Raw genomic sequence first — 19,478 nt, forward strand, 5'->3', positions numbered from 1 at the left:
GCCGTGTCGGCAAGGTCGGATCGTCCGGTCGCCGGCAGTGTTCCCGTTGCCAGCCAATTGTCGGGGCCTTGCATTCGTCCATCGTGACATACAATATCCATACATCTGGATCACGAGGCGAAGACAATGGACGACAATCAGGCTTCATGGATGCCGGCCATCCGCAAGGGCGATGGGCCGGTCTATCTCGCCATTGCCGATGCCCTGTCGGCCGATATCGCCTCGGGCCGGCTGGCCGGCGGTTTCAGACTGCCGCCGCAACGCGCGCTGGCGGATGCGCTGGGCATCGATTTCACCACAGTCAGCCGCGCCTATGCCGAGGCGCGCAAGCGCGGTCTGATCGACGGGCGGGTCGGGCAGGGCACCTATGTCCGGGCTCGGCGACCGGCCGAGGGGCGAGGTGCCTCGACCGGCCTTGTCGACATGAGCATGAACCTGCCCCCCCGGTTCGAGGATGCCGGGCTGGTCGCACGGATGTGGGATGGAATTGCCGATCTGCGGGCGGGTGACGGGCTGGGCCTGCTTCTGCGCTACCAGGAGGCCGGGGGAACCGCGCGTGACCGCGCCGCTGGCGCGCGCTGGCTTTCACCGAGGCTCGGCGCCATTCCGGCGGAGCGGCTTCTGGTCTGCCCGGGAGCACAGGGCGCGCTGCTGGCGCTGGCCGGCGTTCTCGCCGGACCCGGCGAGACGATCTGCGTCGAGGCCCTGACCTATCCCGGCTTCCGGTCGCTGGCCGCGCATCTCAGGATCAATCTCGTCGGCGTGCCGATCGACGAGCATGGGCTCATTCCCGAAGCATTCGAGGCGGTGTGCGCGGAACATCGGCCAAAAGCCCTCTATTGCACGCCGACCCTGCACAATCCGACCACCGCGACCCTGCCTCTCGGCCGTCGCGAGGCCCTCATCGAGATTGCCCGCCGCCATCAGGTGCCCATTATCGAGGACGATGCCTATGGCGCCTTGCCGGCCGACCCCATGCCGCCGCTGGCCGCGCTTGCGCCGGATCTCGTCTATCATGTCGCGGGCCTGGCGAAATGCCTGTCCCCAGCCTTGCGGATTGCCTATCTCGTGCTGCCGGACGGCCGCTCTGCCGCTAGGGTGGCGGGCGCCATAAGGGCGACCGCCTCCATGGCCTCCCCCCTGACGGCCGCGATCGCGACGCGCTGGATCGAGGAGGGAACCGCGGACGCGGTGCTTGCCGCGATCCGCGAGGAGTCGCGTCGCCGGCAGGCGATCGCCGCCGCCATCCTGCCGCCCGGCTTCGGACAGGCCGACCCGCAGGGTTTCCACGCATGGCTGCGGCTGACCGGTCCCTGGACGCGGGGCGAATTCACCGCGCGCCTGCGCTCGGCCGGCATCGGCGTGGTGGCGAGCGATGCCTTCGCCATCGCGTCGCCGCCCGAGGCTGTCCGCCTGGGACTTGGCGCGGCCGCGAACGAAGACGATCTGCGTGACAGCCTGCGGGTCGTTGCGGACCTTCTGTCGCAGTCACCGGCCATATCGTCGATGGTGGTTTGATCTTGTAGGGATTGCTCTTGACAATGTATGCATACATACCACATACATTGTGCAATCAATAACGCTGTGGAGACCAGCAAGTTCATGCCGTCACACGCGGGCGAGTGACCGCGAAGGGGCAGGGGTCTCCATGCACGCGCCGCAGACAAGGGCAAAACAAAATGGTTCAGGATCGCGAATGGCCTCCCCTCTCACCGATTGAGACGGGCATAAGAGGACGGTGTCCGCGCTGTGGCGAGGGACATCTGTTCGAGGGCTTCCTGAAGCTGCGCAAGGGCTGCGAGGTCTGCGGGCTCGACTATTCGTTCGCCGACCCCGCCGATGGCCCGGCTTTCTTCGTGATCTGCTTCGCATGCGTGCCGAGCGTGGTGCTGGCGCTCTGGATCGAGGTGCGCTTCGAAGCACCCTACTGGGTGCATCTGTTCACCACCTTGCCATTCATGCTTCTGACCTGCATCCCGCCGCTGCGGCCGCTGAAGGGATGGCTGGTGGCCAGCCAGTATTTCTACAAGGCGGAGGAGGGCCGGATGGTAACGCCGCTGATCCCGCCAGCATCCGCCGTGGGGGCCGGTTCGGCCGCGACCTTGCCTGGCGACGACAGGCGGTGACGACAGCAACCGCGAAAATGACGGTTGAACGGCGCATCCGGTGGCGGCTATAGGCATTGGATGAAATGGCCGCTGCCCGCTGATTTTTCGCCCGAGGCCGCCGCGGCGATCCGCGTGCGGCTCGATCTGGTGCGGACCCAAGGCGTGACGATCCTGTTCGCCATCGAAAGCGGCAGCCGCGCCTGGGGCTTCCCCTCGCCTGACAGCGACTACGACTGCCGCTTCGTCTACATCCGGCCGATAACAGATCACCTCGTGCTGCAACAGCCGCGCGACGTGATCGAGTTTCCGATCGAAGGCGAGATCGATGCCGGTAGCTGGGATCTGCGCAAGGCCTTGCTTCTGGCGCTCGGCGGCAACGCGGTCATCGTCGAATGGGCAAAGTCACCAATCGTCTATGAGGAAGTCGCCGGATTCCGCGCGCGCCTTCTCGGCCTGCTGGGCGAGATCGTCGATCCAGGAAAGGTATCGCATCACTATCTCGGCCTGGCGCGTTCGCATGTCGCCAAGATCGGCAGTTTTTCCGGCGAGGTGAAGCTGAAGAAGCTGTTCTATCTGATCCGCCCGCTGGTTGCCCTGGATTGGATGGAACAGCGCGACTTTGCCAGCCTGCCGCCGATGAATCTCGGCCAATGCCTGGATCAGACGGACGTGCCGGCGCCGGCAGCAGAGGAAATCCGCGGCCTGATCGAGCGGAAAAGCCAGACGCGGGAGATGGGGTCCGGTCTCATCCCGACCGCAATCGCGCACTATCTCGAAGCGCGCTATGGTCACCACGAAATGAACCTTGCGGCGACGGTCAGGGATGAGACCCGCCAGGCGCGCAAATATGCGCTTGCAACCGAATTTTACCGCCGGGAGGCTGAACAACTTTCATGAGCGAAGACCTTCCTATCCTCAATCCCGTCGAAGCGCGCGTGCTCGGTTGCCTGATCGAGAAGAAGGAGCTGACGCCTGATGTCTACCCGCTGACGCTCAACGCAGCACTTGCCGCCGCCAACCAGAAGACGGCGCGCGAGCCAGTGATGGCGCTGGAGCAGACAGAGGTGCACCGGGCATTGAAGCTGCTCGAGCAGAAGGGGCTTGTGCGGCAGATGTTCGGCTCGCGCGTCGAGCGCTATGAACATCAGATGGCACAGCGCTTCTCGCTGACCACGCCGCAGAGCGCGTTGCTCGGCCTGCTCTTGCTGCGCGGACCGCAGACGGCGCACGAGCTTCTGGCCCGAGCCGAGCGCATGGCGCGGTTTTCGTCGATCGAAGACCTGCGCGGTGAACTCGATATGCTGATCGGCCGCCGGCCGCCGCTGATCCAGGAAATACCGCGCGGGCCGGGCCAGCGCGAGGACCGTTACGTGCATCTTCTCGCCGGCCCGGTGGACGTCGCGGTGCTATCGGCGCAGCGCAGCGCGCCGGCCCTGCCTCACTCCGACCTGGAAGCGAGGCTGGAGGCTCTGGAGCAGGAAGTCGCCGCACTTCGCGCCAGGCTTGACGCGCTGGGCGGTTGAAGCCGCGAGGCTGCGTGCCCGCGTCGAGCCGCTGGCCGGCGGAGAAGCGTATTGCGCGCGCTCGTTGCCGGCCTCATGGCCGACGCTCCCCGGTGCGCGGCGGCCGCTTCAGGTCGCGGTGGTCGGCAACGGTTCCGCCGAGAGCGATGGACAGCAGATAGACGCGTGGATTGAAGCCCGCCGAAGCGAGACCCGACAGGGTCTTGAACAGCTGCAAATGATACATCGAACCCCCTTGTGGTTGTTTCGGTTTGCGCCCTCCGGGTCGGAAGCGCGCCGCAAACTAGGTCCGGGGAATGAGGCCAGCTTGGACGCAGCGGCCCTAAAAACGGCCCAGACGGCCCTGTATTGACGTTTTCGGGGTCACGGCGCATATGCGCGCTCTGGCATGGGGGGGCCGATGACGGCGATGATGGGGTCAACCGCCTCGTTTCGACTGATTACCGACATGGTTCCCGAGCGGGACCGTATCGAGGTCATGCGCGAGGTCTATGGCCGCACGGTGCTCAAGGTCGACCTCGATCCGCTCGGTCCCACCCAGGTCGACATGAAGGTGCGCGCCCTGCCGGGTCTCGGCATCGCCACCGGCACCTCCTCGGAATTCCGCGTCCATCACTCGACATCGCTGATCGAAAGCGACGATCTCATCCTGCTGGCGGCTCTCGATGGCGCGAGCGTCATGAAGCATCGCGGCCGCGAGGAGGCGGTCGGCAACGGCCAGGCGCTGATGATGAGCGGTGAAGAGGTCGGCCTCAACGTCATCCAGCCCGGCGGCTTTCGCTTCGTCAATATGAGCTTTTCGCTGAGAGAACTTTCACCGCTGATCGGCGATCCGGCGCGAGCCCTGATGCAGCCCCTGGCGACCGGCGGCGGGGCGATGCGGCTGCTGCTCGACTATGTGCAGTCGCTCCAGGATGCCGGCGACGCGCTGTCGCCGGAGACCTGGCATCTGGCGACCGCGCATATGTTCGATCTCGTGGCGCTGGCCATGGGAGCGACCCGGGAGGCGGCCGAAATCGCGCGCGGGCGAGGCGTGCGCGTGGCGCGGCTGCGCGCCATCAAGGCCGATATTGTGGCCCATGGAGGGCATGGCGGCCTGTCGGCCGAAGACATCGCCCGCCGTCACCGCCTTTCAGCCCGTTATATCCGGAAGCTGTTCGAGGGTGAGGGGACGTCGTTATCGGACTTCATGCTCGGCCAGCGCCTGTTGCGCGCGCATCGCATGCTGTCAGATCCGCGCCACTCAGGCCGCAGCATCACCGCGATCGCCTTCGAGGCCGGCTTCAACGACCTGTCCTATTTCAACCGGGCGTTCCGGCGCCGCTACGATGCAACGCCGTCCGATGTGCGGGCGGCGGCGTTGAAGGGTTGATCCTCAAACGCGAAACGCCAGCCTGACGCAATTCCCAAGGGAAAGCGCTGCGCGCCTTCCCGGGAAAACCGTTTCACACCTTTCCAGGAATTGCCCCTAGCCAAGCCTGGCGTCGAGCGACACTTTTATAGCGCCGAGAGCCTTGGAGACAGGGCATTCGGCCTTGGCCTTCTCGGCCAATTCCTTGAATTTCGCCGCATCGATGCCGGGCACCTTGCCGACGAGCGTGATCGCGCTGCCGGTGATGCCGGTGCCGGGGACCAGGGTCACCACGGCCTTGGCGTCGAGTTCGGCGGCGGGCGTGCCGTTCTCGGCCAGGAAATGCGAAAGCTGCATGGCGTAGCAGCCGGCGTGGGCAGCCGCGATCAGCTCTTCCGGATTGGTGCCGGATTTGCCGCTCTCATCCTCGAAGCGCGCCTTGAACGAATAGGGCGTTCCTTTCAAGGTTCCGCTCTGGCTGTCGAGCGTGCCCTTGCCTTCTTTCAGATTGCCTTTCCAGACGGCGGTTGCGGTGCGGTCCATGAAGTCCTCCTTGGCCTCGATTGCGCCGGCCCGGCGCCGGCGTTCCAGCCAACTATAGCGCGGGCGCGGGGGAAGGCCACCGCGCGATCGCAACGGAAACCGCGACATTGGTGTCGCGCCGAGATTTTTCCTGAAAAAAAGCGCGTGCGAAAATGTCGACTTCCATCCAGCCCGGCCGTCCTGGGGGCGGCCATGGGATTTGTGGCCGGATGGAGGTTCACATGGACAATCTGTTTTTCGCGTTGTGGAAGGGGCCAGGCCATAAGGCTGGGCGACAGGAAGATTTATGGCTCGATCCGCCGGCGGCCGGCTTCGGCAGGCTGCTGGCGGCTGTTGCCGTCATCGGCGTCGCGGCATGCCTTCTCGACCACATCGCCGCGGTCGACGGCACGGCTGACACGCTCGTCGCCGCATCCTATGGTTCCTCGCGGCACGGGAGCGCGCAATGAAATATGTCTGTCTGGTCTATGGTGAGGAAAAAGACCTTCATGCGTTGACCGTGGAGCGCGGAGCCAAGCTCGACGCCGATTCGCTGGCCTATGACAGGTCCTTGGATCAACAGGGCAAGCTGATCATCGCGCAGGCGCTGCAGTCGGTGAAGACCTCGAAGTCGGTGCGACGGCGCAAGGGCAAGCGCCTTGTCACCGACGGCCCTTTCGCCGAAACCAAGGAGCAGTTGCTTGGCTTCGTCATGATCGAGGCGGACACTCTCGAGGAAGCGCTGGACATCGCCGCCGATATTCCGCTGGCCGAACTCGGCACGATCGAGGTCAGGGCGATCTATGACATACCCGGGTCATAGGCGGCGCTTGGCCTTGGCGGTCGGGCCCGCAAATCGGCTTGTCCGGTCGCCCAGGCTACGCCAGCCGCAAATTGTTTTTCTTCGCCAGCGGCAACTCTTGCGTGTTGAAGCAACGCGGCGGTTCTCTTATCGTCCGTCGGATTCCTGGGGGGATTTCGACATGCCGTTCCTGATTGCTGTCATTGGCGTGCTCGGGGCGGCGGCGTTCTGGTGGTACCGGATGAAGGCCATGAACGACGCCGCGCGCGAGGTCGCCGATGTCGTCGGGCGCGTGCAAGGCAACATCAGGCGCAAGAAGCTGCGCAACCAGGCGGCCCTGTCGCCGCTGACGGCAATCGACGATCCGGTGGTGGCCGCCGCGACGCTGATCACATCGATCGTCTCCGAGAGTGGGCCTGTCCTGCCGCGGCGCGAGGCCGTCATCCGAGCGGTCATTTCCGAGATCGCCGACAAGAAGAAGACCGACGAGGCGGTGATCTACGCCAAGTGGGCGGCCTCACAGATCGACGACACCACTGTCGTCATCGACAAGCTGGCGCCGTTCCTGCGCGAGCGCCTCGACGTATCTGAACGAAACGACCTGCTGCAGATGGTGAACCGTGCGGCCCAAGGCGGCGAGAAGCGCCTTGAGATCGCCGACCAGCGCATGCTGAGGCTGCGGCAGAAGCTGGGTTTTGAAGTGAATTGAGATCGCCGGCCCGACGATTGGCGCCAAACATCCGCTGCGTCGTCATCCTATGGCGGAGCAAGGAGCGAAGCGACGCGGCGCAGACCATAGGATCCATGCCGGGACTCGGAAGCGCCGCCACGGTGCAGAATTCTGCTCCGCCGCACCCTACGACCAAGGTCGCGGCATGGATCCTCGGGTCTTCGCGACGGAGCTTCGCTCCTGCTTCGCCCGTGGATGACGAAGTCGGGTGCTGGCGAGAGGCTCAGATCGCCTCGCCCTTCAGCAGCCTCGGCGTACTGGCCGACAGTCCCGAGGCCTGCCGGATGAAAAACTCCTTCAGGCGCGGCATGCGCTCGACGAGGCCGAGGCCGATGTCGCGGACGGTGCGCAGTGGGGTGATGTCGTTGGAAAACAGCCGGTTCAGCACATCCGTGGTGACGCCCATCTGCACCGTGTCGAAACGGCGCCACTGCTGGTAGCGCTCCAGCACGTCGAGCGCGCCGATGTCCTGTCCGAGCCGGTCGGCCTCGACGATCACCTCGGCAAGTGCCGCCACATCCTTGAAGCCGAGATTGAGGCCCTGTCCGGCGATCGGGTGGATGCCGTGGGCGGCGTCGCCGGCAAGGGCTACGCGCGGCGCGACGAAGGCGCGCGCAATGCTGAGGCCGAGCGGCCAGGCGCGCGGCTTGTCGGCGACACGGATCTCGCCGAGCTTCAGGCCAAAGCGCTGTTCGAGCTCATGCTCGAAGACGAGATCGTCGCCTTCCACGAGCGCCTTGGCATCTTCCGTGCGTTCTACCCAGACGATCGACGAACGGTTGGTGCCGTCCTCGTCGGGTTTCAGCGGCAGCGTGGCAAAGGGTCCGGCGGGCAGGAAATGTTCTTCGGCGCGGCCATTGTGAGGCCGCTCATGCGCCACCGTGCAGACGATGCCGGACTGGCCGTATTCCCATTTCACTGTCTTGATGCCGGCCATGTCACGCAGCTTCGAATTGACACCGTCGGCAGCGACAAGCAGCCGCGCCGTCAGCGTCGCACCGTCGGCCAGATGGACCGTGATGCCGGCACCGCTGGTCTCAAAACCCTGCACCGCGACGCCTTCGATAATGTCGATGCCGAGCTTCTCGGCCCTGGCGCGCAAGGCCCCGTTCATCGCCTTGTTGGCGACCATGTGCGCGAAGGGCTCGCCCGGCGCCACTTCGCCGCCGAAGGTCAGGAAGACGGGGCGCACCGGATCGGAACTGCGCGAATCGGTGATGATCATTTCGGTGATGGCCTGCGCCTGCGGGGCGATCTCGGCCCAGACGCCGAGCTGGTCGAGCATGCGGCAGGCTGCGGCGGCGATGGCCGATGCGCGGCCATCGCGTTGCCAGACGCCGGCCGGCGCGGCATCGACCAACGCCACGGCAAGACCCGGCCGCGCCTGCTTCAGCGAGACGGCTGCGGCCAGTCCGACATAGCCGGCGCCGGCAACGAGAACATCGAGCCCGGATCTGATCTTGGCGTCCGCCTTGCGTTCCATTGTCCTGGCTCCTTGCGCACCGACCGGGCTTGCGCCCTTGACGGCTCGTCCTTCCTGTCGGAAACCGCCATAGCAATTTTGCGGCGAGGTCACAAAAATGACGGCGGCCATGGACGAGCTTCTGCGCATTCTCGACCTCGAGAGGTTGGAACACAATCTGTATCGTGGTCGCAGCCCCCAGGTGGAGTGGCAGCGCGTGTTCGGCGGCCAGACCATCGCCCAGGCGCTGGTGGCGGCGCAGCGCACGGTCGAGCCGGACCGTTTCGTGCATTCGCTGCACGGCTATTTCATGCGGCCGGGCGATATCAAGGTGCCGATCGTCTACGAGGTCGACCGCATCCGCGACGGCGGCTCCTTCACCACGCGACGCGTGCTGGCGATCCAGCACGGACAGGCGATCTTTTCGCTGGAAGCCTCGTTCCAGGTCGATGAAAAGGGGCTCGAGCATCAATTCGCGCTGCCCGATGACGTGCCGCCTCCGGAGGGCCTGCAGACCCAGCGGCAGCTGCTCGAAAAGGCCGAACGTGTGCCGGAGGCGGTGCGCCGTTTCTGGGCGCGTGAGCGGCCGCTGGAGCTCAGGCCGGTCAATCTCCAGCACTATGAGAGCCGCGACAAGCTGCCGCCCCGGCAGAATGTCTGGATCCGTCTTGCCGGGCCGGTTCCCGACGACCGCGCGCTGCAATCGGTGCTGCTCGCCTATCTCTCCGACATGACGCTGCTCGACACCTCGACCTTCGCGCATGGGCGCGGCCTGTTCGATCCCGATATCCAGGCGGCGAGCCTCGACCATACCATGTGGTTCCACCGGCCGCATTCGCTCGACGGCTGGCTGCTCTATGCGCAGGACAGCCCTTCGAGTTCGGGATCGCGCGGCTTCAGCCGCGGCACCCTCTATGCCCGCGACGGCACGCTGATCGCCTCGATGGCCCAGGAAGGCCTGATCCGGCTCAAGCGTTGAGCATTGCGAGTCTTGTTTGAGCAGGATGACTGGACAAACGAAAACCGTTTGTCCGAGAAAACCGGGCTCCTCCCTTTCGCGCCATGCTCAAAGCCGGCAAAATAGGCAAAACAGAAAAATTGCACAAATTTTGAGCATGTGGCGCGCCGTAGGGACCGGCGCCCGCTGACCTCGGTCACTCCATTCCCTTTGTTTACAATAGGTTAACACGCTGCTTCGGCACTTGGCACGGAGCTTGAATCCTTGGGGGCACTCTCCGGCTCCTTGGGATCGGTGAAGTCGTGCAAACGCGGGGGACCGCAACAGCAAAGGGTGAAACCTTATGAAAATCGTGATGGCAATCATCAAGCCGTTCAAGCTGGACGAGGTACGCGAAGCGCTTACCGCCGTCGGCATCCAAGGCCTGACCGTCACCGAAGTCAAAGGCTACGGGCGTCAGAAGGGGCATACGGAAATCTATCGCGGAGCGGAATACGCGGTCAGTTTCCTGCCGAAGATCAAGATCGAGGTCGCGGTCAGTGCCGACACGGTCGACAAGGCCGTCGAAGCCATCACCGCCGCGGCCAAGACCGGCCAGATCGGCGACGGCAAGATCTTCGTTTTCGGCATCGACCAGGCGGTGCGTATCCGCACCGGCGAAACAGACACCGACGCGCTCTAAGCGGCGAACACGTATTCCAATGGAGAGTTCAATGAATATTTCTTCCACCTTGAAGACGACGGGACGGGCGGCCCTTCTGGGCTCGCTTGCTCTCGCAGCATTGGGCAGCGTCGCCGCCTTCGCGCAGGAAGCCGCTCCGGCCGCTGCCGCCGCCGCACCGGCCGCCGCCCCCACACCGGTGCTCGATACCGGCAATACCGCCTGGATGCTGACCTCGACGGCGCTGGTGCTGATGATGACCATCCCGGGCCTGGCGCTGTTCTACGGCGGCATGGTGCGCAAGAAGAACGTGCTCGCCACCATCATGCAGAGCTTTGCCATCACCTGCCTGGTGACGATCCTGTGGTTCATGTTCGGCTACTCGCTGGCCTTCTCCGACGGCGGCGGCATGAATGCCTATCTCGGCGGCTTCTCGAAATTCTTCCATCACGGCATCACCACCTCGACGCTGTGGGCGCCGGGAGTCGCGAACATTCCTGAATTCGTCTTCTCGATGTTCCAGATGACCTTCGCCATCATCACGCCCGCCCTCATCGCCGGCGCCTTCGCCGAGCGCATGAAGTTCTCGGCGCTGCTGATCTTCATGGCGCTGTGGCTGCTGGTCGTCTATGCGCCGATCGCGCATTGGGTCTGGGGTGGCGGCTTCCTTGGCGCGGCCGGCGTGCTCGACTTCGCCGGCGGCACGGTCGTCCACATCAATGCCGGTGTCGCCGGTCTCGTCTGCGCGCTGGTTCTGGGCAAGCGCGAAGGCTATGGCACCACCAACATGGCGCCGCATAACCTGGTCTATTCGGTGATCGGCGCTTCGCTGCTGTGGGTCGGCTGGTTCGGCTTCAACGCCGGTTCTGAACTGGCGGCCGACGGTCTTGCCGGTGCCGCCATGCTCAACACCCAGGTCGCCACCGCGGCGGCCGCCCTTGCCTGGATGTTCGCCGAATGGATTGTCGCCAAGAAGCCTTCGGTGCTCGGCATCATCTCGGGTGCCGTCGCCGGCCTGGTCGCGGTGACGCCGGCTTCCGGCTTCGTCAACCCGACCGGCGCCTTCATCGTCGGCATCGCTGCAGGCGTGGTCTGCTACATCTCGGCGGTCAAGGTGAAGCACATGTTCGGCTATGACGACTCGCTCGATGCCTTCGGCGTCCATGGCGTCGGCGGTGTGGTTGGTGCGTTGCTGACCGGCCTGCTCGCCGATCCGGCGATCAACAGCCTGTCGTCGGGTGCGTCCGTCGGCAAGCAGCTCTACGGCATCGTCTTCACCATCCTGTGGACGGCAATCGCCACCTTCGTGATCCTCTACATCGTCAAGGCGCTGGTCGGCCTGCGTCCGACGACCCAGGAAGAGGTCGAAGGCCTCGACATCTCCCAGCATGGCGAAGTGGTGCCGTAAGGCCAGCCTCGCCAAGGGGCCGGCGGATCCTCCTCCCGCCGGCCCCATATTTCACGCAACTTCCACCTGAAGACCACGGTTCGGTTTTCACCGGAGTTGCTCCAGAGATCCCGTCGTGACGTTCTCGAAAGAGGCTCACGCATTGAGGCCCGAAGCAATTCGGGCCTCTTTTTTTGGAAAATCGTACGCTTCGAAAAGATGAAGGAGGAATCGTTTTTCGGAATGATCACGTTCGCGTGATCGACCAAAGGGAAGAAACATAGGGCTTCCCGGCTCCGTACTGGGGTTAGCGAGCGCCGTTCCGACGCTCGCTAACCAACAGGGAAGGAACCAACTGATGAACATTAAGAACATCTTCCTGGGAGCGCTGGCTCTGTCGATGCTCAGCGGTGTTGCACTTGCTGGCGCGCTCGACGAGCCTGACAACATGGCGCCGTTCTTCACCGATTCCGGCATGAAGACCATGAAGTCGGAAGCGGACTTCAAGGCAGCCTGGGCCTCGACGGCCAAGGACAAGCAGGACACGATGATGAAGGAGTGCCAGGACGCGGCGATGAGCAAGCCTCATGCCGAATTCTGCGCCAACCTGATGATGTACGCCGGTCACAAATGATCGCGCGGGATCGGGTCCGGAAGGCCCCGATCGCTTCGATGTTTCAAGACAAGAATGGCGGGCTTCGCGGCCCGCCATTCCTGTCCGCGGGGCGGCATCGGTAAAAAGCCATGGTTAATGCGGCCTTAACCTTCCCACGGCTAGTCTGACCTCCGAATCTGCCGGAGTGCGTCATGCGCTCTGGCCAGGCAATCTGACGGGGAAGAGCATGCGTTCAGGGGCTTCAGCACCGCTCGCGCTGGCCGATACGGGGCACGGCATCCAGGCTTTCGCGCGGCGCCAGGTCGGCCGGCTGGTCGGTGCCGGCATGTTCCTGGCGGTGGCCTTCGGGATTGCCAGCCTCGCCACCTGGAACGTTGCCGATCCAAGCTTCTCGCACGCCACCAACAACACCGTCACCAACGCCATGGGCTATGCCGGCGCGGTGTTCTCCGATCTTGCCATGCAGTTCTTCGGCCTTGCCGCGGTTGCCGCGCTGGTCCCGGCTGTGATCTGGGGGTACCTCCTGTTTTCGGCGCGTGGTGTCGACAGGCTGCCCAAGCGCGGGCTGTTCTGGTTCAGCTTCGCGCTGCTTGCCGCCGCCATCGCCGGCTGCATCGTTCCACCCAAGACCTGGCCGCTGCCCACCGGCCTCGGCGGCGTGTTCGGCGACATGGTGCTCAAGATTCCCGGCATCCTCATCGGCGGCTACCCGACGGGACTGATCGCCAGCGTGCTCGCCGTTCTGCTCGCGGCACCCGCGCTCTGGCTGTTCGCCTATGGCTCGGCGCTGATCGGGCGCAAGAACGGCTTCGCCGTGATGGAAGAACCGGCCGCGGACCCGCGCGAGGACGATCTTCTGTTCGACAATGACGAGGATGAAGGCGACGAGGGCATATTGGCGCTCGGCGCCATCACGCATTGGTGGCTTTCGTTGCGCGCCTGGAAGCATCGCCGCGCGGTACGCCGCAGGCAGGAGCGGGAGGAGTATGAGCCGGAGATGGAGCAGCGCTCCACCGCATGGCGCCGCGCCGCCGAACGGGTCGAATCGGCCGAATTCGCGGAGCAGCGCATGAGCCCGGATGGTCGCGCCCGCGTCGAGCCGGAATTCTTTGCCGCCATGGTCAATGACCGCAGCGTTTCCGTCGATCCGGACGATGACGATGTCTTCGATGCCGGTTTCGACAATGGCGACGAGGATGTCGATCTCGACGACGAGCCGGTCAAGCGTCGCGCCACGCCGAATGCCAAGGTGCAGAACTTCCGCTCCGATGCGGCGACCCGTGTCGCGGCTCCGGCGGCGCGCCCCGTGCCCGGCGCGCGCGTCCAGCGTGAGGCGCAGACCTCGCTGATCGGCTCGGACACGTTCGAGATGCCGTCGCTGCATTTCCTGTCCGAACCGAAGAACGTGGCGAAGGACCCGAGCCTGTCGAAAGACGCGCTGGAGCAGAACGCGCGCCTGCTCGAAGGCGTGCTGGAGGATTTCGGCGTCAAGGGCGAGATCATCGCCGTACGCCCCGGTCCGGTGGTCACCCTCTATGAGCTGGAACCCGCGCCCGGCATCAAATCGTCTCGCGTCATCGGCCTTTCCGACGACATCGCCCGCTCGATGAGCGCGATCGCCTGCCGCGTCGCCGTGGTGCCCGGCCGCAACGCCATCGGCATCGAATTGCCGAATGCCAAGCGCGAGACGGTGTACCTGCGCGAGATCATGGCCAGCCGCGACTTCGAGACGACCAAGGCCAAGCTGGCGCTGGCGCTGGGCAAGACCATCAATGGCGAGGCCGTCATCGTCGACATCGCCAAGATGCCGCACGTGCTGGTCGCCGGCACCACCGGCTCGGGCAAGTCGGTCGCCATCAATACCATGATCCTGTCGCTGCTCTACCGGCTGACGCCGCAGGAATGCCGGCTGATCATGATCGATCCGAAGATGCTCGAACTTTCCGTCTATGACGGCATCCCGCATCTTTTGACGCCCGTCGTCACCGATCCGAAAAAAGCGGTGGTGGCGCTGAAATGGACCGTGCGGGAGATGGAGGACCGCTACCGCAAGATGTCCAAGGTCGGCGTGCGCAACATCGACGGTTTCAACGCCCGCGTTCAGCAGGCCGAGAAAAAAGGCGAAAAGATATCGCGCACGGTGCAGACCGGCTTCGATCGTCAGACCGGCGAGGCGATCTACGAGACCGAGAATCTCGACCTCGAGCCGATGCCCTACATCGTCGTCATCATCGACGAAATGGCGGACCTGATGATGGTCGCCGGCAAGGACATCGAAGGCGCCGTGCAGCGCCTGGCACAGATGGCGCGTGCCGCCGGCATCCATGTCATCATGGCGACGCAACGTCCGTCGGTCGACGTCATCACCGGCACCATCAAGGCCAACTTCCCGACCCGCATCTCCTTCCAGGTGACGTCGAAGATCGACAGCCGCACCATTCTGGGCGAGCAGGGCGCCGAGCAGCTGCTCGGCATGGGCGACATGCTCTACATGGCCGGTGGCGGCCGCATCCAGCGCGTGCACGGTCCTTTCGTCTCCGACGACGAGGTGGAGAAGATCGTCGGGCACCTGAAGCTGCAGGGCGTGCCCGAATATCTCGACGCCATCACCGAGGATGACGACGAGGACGACGACGAGCCGTCAGGCAAGGGTGGTTCCGGCGGTGGTGGCGGCGGCAATTTCGAGGATTCCGACGACCCCTACGACCAGGCGGTGGCCGTGGTGCTGCGCGACGGCAAGGCATCCACCAGCTACATCCAGCGCCGTCTCGGCATCGGCTACAACCGCGCCGCCTCGATCATCGAGAAGATGGAAAAGGAAGGCATTGTCGGCCCGGCCAACCATGCGGGAAAACGCGAAATCCTGGTGCCGACCGAAGAGGACAAGTTCTGACGGGAAGCCGGCCGCAACCTTGAACCTTGCGGCGCGTTGAAGCGAGGATGCGCCGCCAAACTTCAGCCCAACTGGGGGTTCAGGACAGCGACAGACACAGAATCATCAAGCGAGTGACCGACATGAAGAACGATCTTTCCGCACTCAGCGATTTTGCCCCGACCCGTCGTCAGCTGCTCGGTCTCGGCCTTGCCTTTGCGGGTGCCGCCGCCATCAATGTGGTGCCCGGGTTCCAGTTGCTGGCCTCGGCGCAGGCGGCCGTGCCCACGGCCGCGCAGAAAATCGCCGACCATTTTTCCGCGGTCAAATCGATGAGCGGCGAATTCGTCCAGTTCGGCCCCAAGGGCGAGCAGACCGGCGGCAAGTTCTTCCTCGAGCGGCCGGGCAAGATCCGCTTCAACTATGACGGAGCGTCGAATTTCCGGGTGATTTCCGACGGCAAGTCGGTGGTCATCCTCAACAAGAAGCTGAACACGTCGGATCTCTATCCGCTGTCGAAGACGCCGCTGAAGCTGCTGCTCGACGACCGCATCGACCTCTCCGGCGATCGGGTCAAGAGCGTCAAGGAAGAAGACGATCTCACCACCATCAAGCTCGCCGACAAGTCGGTGTTCGGTAATGCGATGATCACCATGATGTTCGATCCGAAGACCTACGATCTGCGCCAGTGGACGATCACCGACGCCCAAGGCAAGGACACCACGGTGATGATCTTCAATACCAAGGAAGGCGTCAGCTTCGCCGCCGACACCTTTGCCATCGACTATACGGCCAACCGCGAGCTGAACACCAAGACTCGCTGATCGCCAACTCGGCAGGCCCCTGCTTTCGTCATCCCAGGGTCTCCGCGACGGCGCTGCGCGCCTGCTTCGCCCAGGGCTGACGAAGTTGGGGCGGCCTTTGACCGATCTCAAAAGGTTCGCAACACGCTTCGGCTTGTCTTTGTGGCGCCCGGCTGGCAGTTTCCGGACTGACTCCCTCAAAAGGCGTCTTCTCCGCCAGGATTCATCGGTCCTGGCTGGAAGTACGCTGTCCCGGATTGCCAATGCCCTTTTCGATCGCCACCTGGAACATCAACTCCGTGCGCCTGCGCATGCCGATCGTCGAACGCCTGCTCGATGAGTACGCCCCCGATGTGCTGTGCCTGCAAGAGACCAAGGTTCCGGACGAACTGTTTCCGGAAAAGGCATTCCGCAAGCTCGGCTACGGGCACATCGCCTTCCATGGCCAGAAGGGCTATCACGGCGTCGCCACCGTGGCGCGGCGCCCGATCGAGGTGGTCGAAAAGCGCCGTTTCTGCGAGATCGAGGACAGCCGGCATTTGTCGGTGACGGTGCGCGCCGGCGGCAAGACGATCCTGCTGCACAATTTCTACGTTCCGGCGGGCGGCGACGAGCCGGATCCCGAAATCAACAAGAAATTCAAGCACAAGCTCGATTTCGTCGCGGAGATGAACGCCATCCGCGCCGAGCACAACGAGGTGTCCGCTTCGGTGCTGGTCGGCGACCTCAACATCGCCCCGCTCGAGCACGACGTCTGGTCGCACAAGCAATTGCTCAATGTGGTCAGCCATACGCCGGTCGAGACCGAAAACTTCGAGGCGATGCGCCTGGCCGGCAACTGGGTCGACCTGATGCGGCTCAACGTGCCATCGGACCAGAAGCTCTACACCTGGTGGAGTTATCGCGCGCAGGACTGGGAAGCGTCGAACCGGGGCCGGCGGCTCGACCATGTCTGGTCGTCGCCCAACCTGGTGCCGGATTTCGCCGGCTACGAAATCCTGAGGGCGGCACGCGGCTGGGACCGCCCCTCGGACCATGTGCCCGTCATTGCGCGGTTCGATCTGGACTAGGTGTGCCGAAGCTCCTGCTTCGTCCCAGGATGACGAAGAGTGGAGGGCGGCTCCAGCTAAATGTCGAAGGATAGTTCCTGGCTGCGACCGATGATTGCCGGCATCTCACCCTGAAAACCGTGACGCCAGTTCCTCGATACGGCGGATCATGGCCTGGAATTCCTCGGAGATGCGCTGGTGCAGTTTCACCGCGACTTCGGGATATTCCTCCAGGATGCGGCGGAACATCTTGCGGCTGAGGCGGATCACCTCCGAGTCGATTTCGGCCGACGCGCTGGTCAGCCGGTTGGTGTCGGCGATCAATGCCAGTTCGCTGAGCATCGTGCCGGGGCCGGCCTCGCCGATCGGGATGCGTTGGCCATTCTGCTCGCGATAGAGCACGATGCGCCCGCTGACCACGATATAGGCCGAATCGGCCTCGTCATCCTCGCGGTAGAGCTTGTGGTCGGCCCGCACTACGGTGGTCTCGGCGCCGAAGGCGAGCAGGCGCAGTTGTTCCTGCGTGAAACCCTCGAAGAGCCTCACGGCGGACAGGATGCGGATGTCGTCATCCAACGCCATCTCTAGCTGCGTCCCCGAACGGTCAGTCCAATCCTCCTTCACGAGCCGATCCCGAATACCCTCCAACAGGATCGCACCCGAAAGCGGTCCCGCCCAGACCGCTCTATTCCTTTAGTTTTTCGCAATTCCGGACGGAAAACCGCCCACACTTTTCCTGGAATTGCTCATTGGATAATGAAATGTTTAAGGAACCAGCTTGTAGCCGCCGCTTTCTGTCACAAGAATTTCCGCATTGGAAGGATCGCGCTCGATCTTCTGGCGCAGACGATAGACATGGGTTTCCAGCGTGTGCGTGGTGACGCCGGAATTGTAGCCCCAGACCTCCTCGAGCAGCACGTCGCGCGTCACCACCTTCTGGTCGGCACGATAGAGATATTTGATGATCGAGGCTTCCTTCTCCGTCAGCCGCACCTTGCCGCCACGGGGATCGATGAGCAGCTTCTGGCTGGGCTTGAAGGTGTAGGGACCGACCGAGAAGGTGGCGTCCTCGCTCTGCTCGTGCTGGCGCAACTGGGCGCGGATGCGCGCCAGCAGCACCGCGAAGCGGAAAGGCTTCGTCACATAGTCGTTGGCGCCGGCCTCGAGACCAAGAATCGTGTCCGAATCGGTGTCGTGGCCGGTCAGCATGATGATGGGCGCCTTGTAGCCGCCCTTGCGCAGGATCTTGACGGCCTCGCGGCCATCCATGTCGGGCAGGCCGACATCCATGATAAGCAGGTCGATGAGGCCGCCGCGTGCCGCCGCGACGCCTTTTGCCGCAGTCGCTTCCTGCAGCACGTCGAATTCCTCGTAGAGGGCGAGTTGCTCGACCAGCGTGCCGCGCAGGTCGTCATCGTCGTCGACGATCAGGATGGTGCGTGAAGTCATGGATCAATCCGTTGTTTTGAAAATGAAATTCAGTTGACCGCTGCGTATTTATGCGGAAGCTGGCCGACACAATAGCCGATCACAGTGATTTGTTCCGTGGCACGATCATACAAGAAAAAACGCGATCGCAATGCAGCCGCCTCAATTTTGGTAAAACGGCTGCGCGTGCTGACCGTGCGGGCAAGGCCCGGCCATCCCAGCCAGGGCCTGCTGCAGGCCGGCAATGCGGTGTTTGCCTGTGCGCTGGGGCATGGCGGCATCTCGGCCGACAAGCGCGAGGGCGACGGCGCCACGCCGCTCGGCTCGATGCGAATCCTGTCGGGTTATTTCCGGGGAGATCAGTTCGCCGGCGGCCGCCGGACGCGTCTGGCGATGACGCCGATCGGGCCCGATCTCGGCTGGTGCGAAGTGCCTGACGACCGCAACTACAACCGTCCGGTCAGAATCCCCTACCGTGCCAGCCACGAACGCATGCGGCGCGACGACGATCTCTATGACGCCTGCCTGGTGCTCGACTGGAACATCGCGCCACGCCGCAGGGGGCGCGGCAGCGCCATCTTCTTCCACCTGGCGCGTCCCGGTTTCACGCCGACGCTAGGCTGCGTCGCGGTGAGCGCACGCACGATGGCGCGGCTGCTGCCGCTGCTGTCGGCCCGGACGGTGGTGAGGGTGGTGAGGTAGGAAAGGGCAGTAGGGCAGTAGGGCAGTAGGGCAGTAGGGCAGTAGGGCAGTAGGGCAGTAGGGCAGTAGGGCAGTAGGGTGTGACTTCCGATGCTGCCTTGGCTTCCCCCTACTGCCGTACTGCCTTACTCTCCCATTCACCTCCGTCTCGGCTGCTGCCAGCCGATGTCGAGCAGACCCAGCCGGCCGATCTCGCGGTCCATGGCGCGGGCGATGTCCGTGCGCCCGGCGCCGATGTCGCGCAACTGGCGATCGGAGAGGTCCTCGACGTTCTGGTGCGGAAGGTTGACCGCGACCCTGGCCTGACGCAGCCAGTCGCGGATCGCCGACAGCCGTGCCGACCGGGCGGTATAAGCGGGGTGAAGAGCGATGTGAGACATGGTGTGATCCGTTCTTCCGGACTTCAAATCCGGTTTGATGGTGTTTCAGTGCCCGCATCATGCCGGATTGAAATCTTGGAAGGAAACGAGTAGTTTTTTCTCAATCATCAAGTTTTATTTGAGG

General features: G+C 63.9%; 22 protein-coding genes. 16 read left to right on the forward strand and 6 right to left on the reverse strand.

Annotated features, from left to right (window positions below; translation table 11 throughout):
- The first annotated feature begins 126 nt into the window (after window positions 1-126).
- The 4 genes from MesoLj_RS05720 to MesoLj_RS05735 all read left to right on the forward strand — a co-directional run bounded on the left by MesoLj_RS05720 (window position 127) and on the right by MesoLj_RS05735 (window position 3,631).
- Complete coding sequence (locus MesoLj_RS05720) at window positions 127-1,518, forward strand: aminotransferase-like domain-containing protein (protein WP_202325375.1); 1,392 nt, start codon at window positions 127-129, stop codon at window positions 1,516-1,518.
- 161 nt (window positions 1,519-1,679) lie between these two features.
- Complete coding sequence (locus MesoLj_RS05725; RefSeq protein ID WP_202325376.1) at window positions 1,680-2,126, forward strand: DUF983 domain-containing protein; 447 nt, start codon at window positions 1,680-1,682, stop codon at window positions 2,124-2,126.
- A gap of 24 nt (window positions 2,127-2,150) precedes the next feature.
- Window positions 2,151-3,005, forward strand: coding sequence for a nucleotidyltransferase domain-containing protein (locus tag MesoLj_RS05730; protein ID WP_244735297.1), 855 nt, complete (start codon window positions 2,151-2,153; stop codon window positions 3,003-3,005).
- On the forward strand, window positions 3,002-3,631 hold the full coding sequence (locus MesoLj_RS05735) for a YceH family protein (protein ID WP_202325377.1): 630 nt from the start codon (window positions 3,002-3,004) through the stop codon (window positions 3,629-3,631). The genes MesoLj_RS05730 and MesoLj_RS05735 overlap by 4 nt, the downstream gene beginning before the upstream one ends.
- A 73-nt stretch (window positions 3,632-3,704) precedes the next feature.
- Here the strand turns inward: MesoLj_RS05735 and MesoLj_RS05740 are convergent, their stop codons facing one another.
- The gene (locus tag MesoLj_RS05740) at window positions 3,705-3,857 is read right to left on the reverse strand and encodes a hypothetical protein (RefSeq protein ID WP_202325378.1); all 153 of its coding nucleotides are present in this window, start codon (window positions 3,855-3,857) and stop codon (window positions 3,705-3,707) included.
- A 174-nt stretch (window positions 3,858-4,031) separates the two neighbouring features.
- Between MesoLj_RS05740 and MesoLj_RS05745 the strand changes: the two genes are divergently transcribed.
- Window positions 4,032-5,003 carry a helix-turn-helix transcriptional regulator gene (locus MesoLj_RS05745; RefSeq protein WP_202325379.1) on the forward strand — a complete coding sequence of 324 codons (972 nt, stop codon included), beginning with the start codon at window positions 4,032-4,034 and terminating at the stop codon, window positions 5,001-5,003.
- A gap of 96 nt (window positions 5,004-5,099) precedes the next feature.
- On the opposite strand, the gene MesoLj_RS05750 is transcribed toward MesoLj_RS05745, so the two are convergent.
- Window positions 5,100-5,525, reverse strand: coding sequence for an OsmC family protein (locus MesoLj_RS05750; protein WP_010912297.1), 426 nt, complete (start codon window positions 5,523-5,525; stop codon window positions 5,100-5,102).
- A 221-nt stretch (window positions 5,526-5,746) separates the two neighbouring features.
- Here MesoLj_RS05750 and MesoLj_RS05755 point away from each other — a divergent pair, with 221 nt between their 5' ends.
- From MesoLj_RS05755 to MesoLj_RS05765, 3 genes are all read left to right on the forward strand, one after another.
- Complete coding sequence (locus MesoLj_RS05755; protein WP_202325380.1) at window positions 5,747-5,974, forward strand: hypothetical protein; 228 nt, start codon at window positions 5,747-5,749, stop codon at window positions 5,972-5,974.
- On the forward strand, window positions 5,971-6,327 hold the full coding sequence (locus MesoLj_RS05760) for a YciI family protein (RefSeq protein ID WP_140776054.1): 357 nt from the start codon (window positions 5,971-5,973) through the stop codon (window positions 6,325-6,327). Before MesoLj_RS05755 ends, MesoLj_RS05760 begins: the two co-directional genes overlap by 4 nt.
- A 160-nt stretch (window positions 6,328-6,487) precedes the next feature.
- Entirely contained in the window at window positions 6,488-7,015 is a 528-nt protein-coding gene (locus MesoLj_RS05765; RefSeq protein ID WP_202325381.1) for a hypothetical protein, read from the forward strand.
- A gap of 244 nt (window positions 7,016-7,259) precedes the next feature.
- Here the strand turns inward: MesoLj_RS05765 and MesoLj_RS05770 are convergent, their stop codons facing one another.
- Window positions 7,260-8,519: a ubiquinone biosynthesis hydroxylase gene (locus MesoLj_RS05770; protein ID WP_140776052.1), complete on the reverse strand. Its 1,260-nt coding sequence runs from the start codon at window positions 8,517-8,519 to the stop codon at window positions 7,260-7,262.
- A gap of 97 nt (window positions 8,520-8,616) precedes the next feature.
- On the opposite strand from MesoLj_RS05770, the gene tesB reads away from it, so the two are divergent.
- From tesB to MesoLj_RS05805, 7 genes are all read left to right on the forward strand, one after another.
- On the forward strand, window positions 8,617-9,477 hold the full coding sequence (gene tesB, locus MesoLj_RS05775) for an acyl-CoA thioesterase II (protein ID WP_140776051.1): 861 nt from the start codon (window positions 8,617-8,619) through the stop codon (window positions 9,475-9,477).
- Between the two features lie 322 nt (window positions 9,478-9,799).
- Complete coding sequence (locus MesoLj_RS05780) at window positions 9,800-10,138, forward strand: P-II family nitrogen regulator (protein WP_010912291.1); 339 nt, start codon at window positions 9,800-9,802, stop codon at window positions 10,136-10,138.
- Between the two features lie 31 nt (window positions 10,139-10,169).
- Window positions 10,170-11,525 (forward strand): ammonium transporter, encoded by a 1,356-nt coding sequence (locus MesoLj_RS05785; RefSeq protein ID WP_202325382.1) that lies wholly within the window; start codon window positions 10,170-10,172, stop codon window positions 11,523-11,525.
- 337 nt (window positions 11,526-11,862) lie between these two features.
- A complete protein-coding gene (locus tag MesoLj_RS05790; RefSeq protein ID WP_140776050.1) occupies window positions 11,863-12,138 on the forward strand; it encodes a hypothetical protein in 276 nt (91 codons plus the stop codon).
- A 208-nt stretch (window positions 12,139-12,346) separates the two neighbouring features.
- Window positions 12,347-15,013, forward strand: a complete 2,667-nt coding sequence (locus MesoLj_RS05795; protein ID WP_202325383.1) for an FtsK/SpoIIIE family DNA translocase — start codon at window positions 12,347-12,349, stop codon at window positions 15,011-15,013.
- Window positions 15,014-15,135: 122 nt separating this feature from the next.
- The gene (locus tag MesoLj_RS05800; protein WP_172347927.1) at window positions 15,136-15,816 is read left to right on the forward strand and encodes an outer-membrane lipoprotein carrier protein LolA; all 681 of its coding nucleotides are present in this window, start codon (window positions 15,136-15,138) and stop codon (window positions 15,814-15,816) included.
- A 242-nt stretch (window positions 15,817-16,058) separates the two neighbouring features.
- Window positions 16,059-16,865, forward strand: a complete 807-nt coding sequence (locus tag MesoLj_RS05805) for an exodeoxyribonuclease III (protein ID WP_056574724.1) — start codon at window positions 16,059-16,061, stop codon at window positions 16,863-16,865.
- 105 nt (window positions 16,866-16,970) lie between these two features.
- Here the strand turns inward: MesoLj_RS05805 and MesoLj_RS05810 are convergent, their stop codons facing one another.
- Window positions 16,971-17,426 carry a Crp/Fnr family transcriptional regulator gene (locus tag MesoLj_RS05810; protein ID WP_140776046.1) on the reverse strand — a complete coding sequence of 152 codons (456 nt, stop codon included), beginning with the start codon at window positions 17,424-17,426 and terminating at the stop codon, window positions 16,971-16,973.
- A 183-nt stretch (window positions 17,427-17,609) separates the two neighbouring features.
- Window positions 17,610-18,293 carry a response regulator transcription factor gene (locus MesoLj_RS05815; RefSeq protein WP_023737980.1) on the reverse strand — a complete coding sequence of 228 codons (684 nt, stop codon included), beginning with the start codon at window positions 18,291-18,293 and terminating at the stop codon, window positions 17,610-17,612.
- Between the two features lie 144 nt (window positions 18,294-18,437).
- On the opposite strand from MesoLj_RS05815, the gene MesoLj_RS05820 reads away from it, so the two are divergent.
- Window positions 18,438-18,974, forward strand: a complete 537-nt coding sequence (locus MesoLj_RS05820) for a L,D-transpeptidase family protein (protein ID WP_181180136.1) — start codon at window positions 18,438-18,440, stop codon at window positions 18,972-18,974.
- Between the two features lie 137 nt (window positions 18,975-19,111).
- Here MesoLj_RS05820 and MesoLj_RS05825 read toward each other — a convergent pair whose 3' ends face one another.
- On the reverse strand, window positions 19,112-19,354 hold the full coding sequence (locus MesoLj_RS05825; protein ID WP_202325384.1) for a hypothetical protein: 243 nt from the start codon (window positions 19,352-19,354) through the stop codon (window positions 19,112-19,114).
- Window positions 19,355-19,478 lie beyond the last annotated feature (124 nt).

The organism is Mesorhizobium sp. 113-3-9 (genome assembly GCF_016756515.1).
In the GTDB taxonomy this organism is placed as follows: domain Bacteria; phylum Pseudomonadota; class Alphaproteobacteria; order Rhizobiales; family Rhizobiaceae; genus Mesorhizobium.

What these genes read in the sequence shown, in the direction of transcription:
- tesB (WP_140776051.1), top strand. Translation starts at nt 8,617, where the DNA reads ATGACGGCGGCCATGGACGAGCTTCTGCGCATTCTCGACCTCGAGAGG.
- MesoLj_RS05795 (WP_202325383.1), top strand. Translation starts at nt 12,347, where the DNA reads ATGCGTTCAGGGGCTTCAGCACCGCTCGCGCTGGCCGATACGGGGCAC.
- MesoLj_RS05745 (WP_202325379.1), top strand. Translation starts at nt 4,032, where the DNA reads ATGACGGCGATGATGGGGTCAACCGCCTCGTTTCGACTGATTACCGAC.
- MesoLj_RS05720 (WP_202325375.1), top strand. Translation starts at nt 127, where the DNA reads ATGGACGACAATCAGGCTTCATGGATGCCGGCCATCCGCAAGGGCGAT.
- MesoLj_RS05735 (WP_202325377.1), top strand. Translation starts at nt 3,002, where the DNA reads ATGAGCGAAGACCTTCCTATCCTCAATCCCGTCGAAGCGCGCGTGCTC.
- MesoLj_RS05800 (WP_172347927.1), top strand. Translation starts at nt 15,136, where the DNA reads ATGAAGAACGATCTTTCCGCACTCAGCGATTTTGCCCCGACCCGTCGT.
- MesoLj_RS05790 (WP_140776050.1), top strand. Translation starts at nt 11,863, where the DNA reads ATGAACATTAAGAACATCTTCCTGGGAGCGCTGGCTCTGTCGATGCTC.
- MesoLj_RS05755 (WP_202325380.1), top strand. Translation starts at nt 5,747, where the DNA reads ATGGACAATCTGTTTTTCGCGTTGTGGAAGGGGCCAGGCCATAAGGCT.
- MesoLj_RS05785 (WP_202325382.1), top strand. Translation starts at nt 10,170, where the DNA reads ATGAATATTTCTTCCACCTTGAAGACGACGGGACGGGCGGCCCTTCTG.
- MesoLj_RS05750 (WP_010912297.1), bottom strand. Translation starts at nt 5,525, where the DNA reads ATGGACCGCACCGCAACCGCCGTCTGGAAAGGCAATCTGAAAGAAGGC.
- MesoLj_RS05760 (WP_140776054.1), top strand. Translation starts at nt 5,971, where the DNA reads ATGAAATATGTCTGTCTGGTCTATGGTGAGGAAAAAGACCTTCATGCG.
- MesoLj_RS05810 (WP_140776046.1), bottom strand. Translation starts at nt 17,426, where the DNA reads ATGGCGTTGGATGACGACATCCGCATCCTGTCCGCCGTGAGGCTCTTC.
- MesoLj_RS05770 (WP_140776052.1), bottom strand. Translation starts at nt 8,519, where the DNA reads ATGGAACGCAAGGCGGACGCCAAGATCAGATCCGGGCTCGATGTTCTC.
- MesoLj_RS05740 (WP_202325378.1), bottom strand. Translation starts at nt 3,857, where the DNA reads ATGTATCATTTGCAGCTGTTCAAGACCCTGTCGGGTCTCGCTTCGGCG.
- MesoLj_RS05725 (WP_202325376.1), top strand. Translation starts at nt 1,680, where the DNA reads ATGGTTCAGGATCGCGAATGGCCTCCCCTCTCACCGATTGAGACGGGC.
- MesoLj_RS05805 (WP_056574724.1), top strand. Translation starts at nt 16,059, where the DNA reads ATGCCCTTTTCGATCGCCACCTGGAACATCAACTCCGTGCGCCTGCGC.
- MesoLj_RS05825 (WP_202325384.1), bottom strand. Translation starts at nt 19,354, where the DNA reads ATGTCTCACATCGCTCTTCACCCCGCTTATACCGCCCGGTCGGCACGG.
- MesoLj_RS05815 (WP_023737980.1), bottom strand. Translation starts at nt 18,293, where the DNA reads ATGACTTCACGCACCATCCTGATCGTCGACGACGATGACGACCTGCGC.
- MesoLj_RS05780 (WP_010912291.1), top strand. Translation starts at nt 9,800, where the DNA reads ATGAAAATCGTGATGGCAATCATCAAGCCGTTCAAGCTGGACGAGGTA.
- MesoLj_RS05765 (WP_202325381.1), top strand. Translation starts at nt 6,488, where the DNA reads ATGCCGTTCCTGATTGCTGTCATTGGCGTGCTCGGGGCGGCGGCGTTC.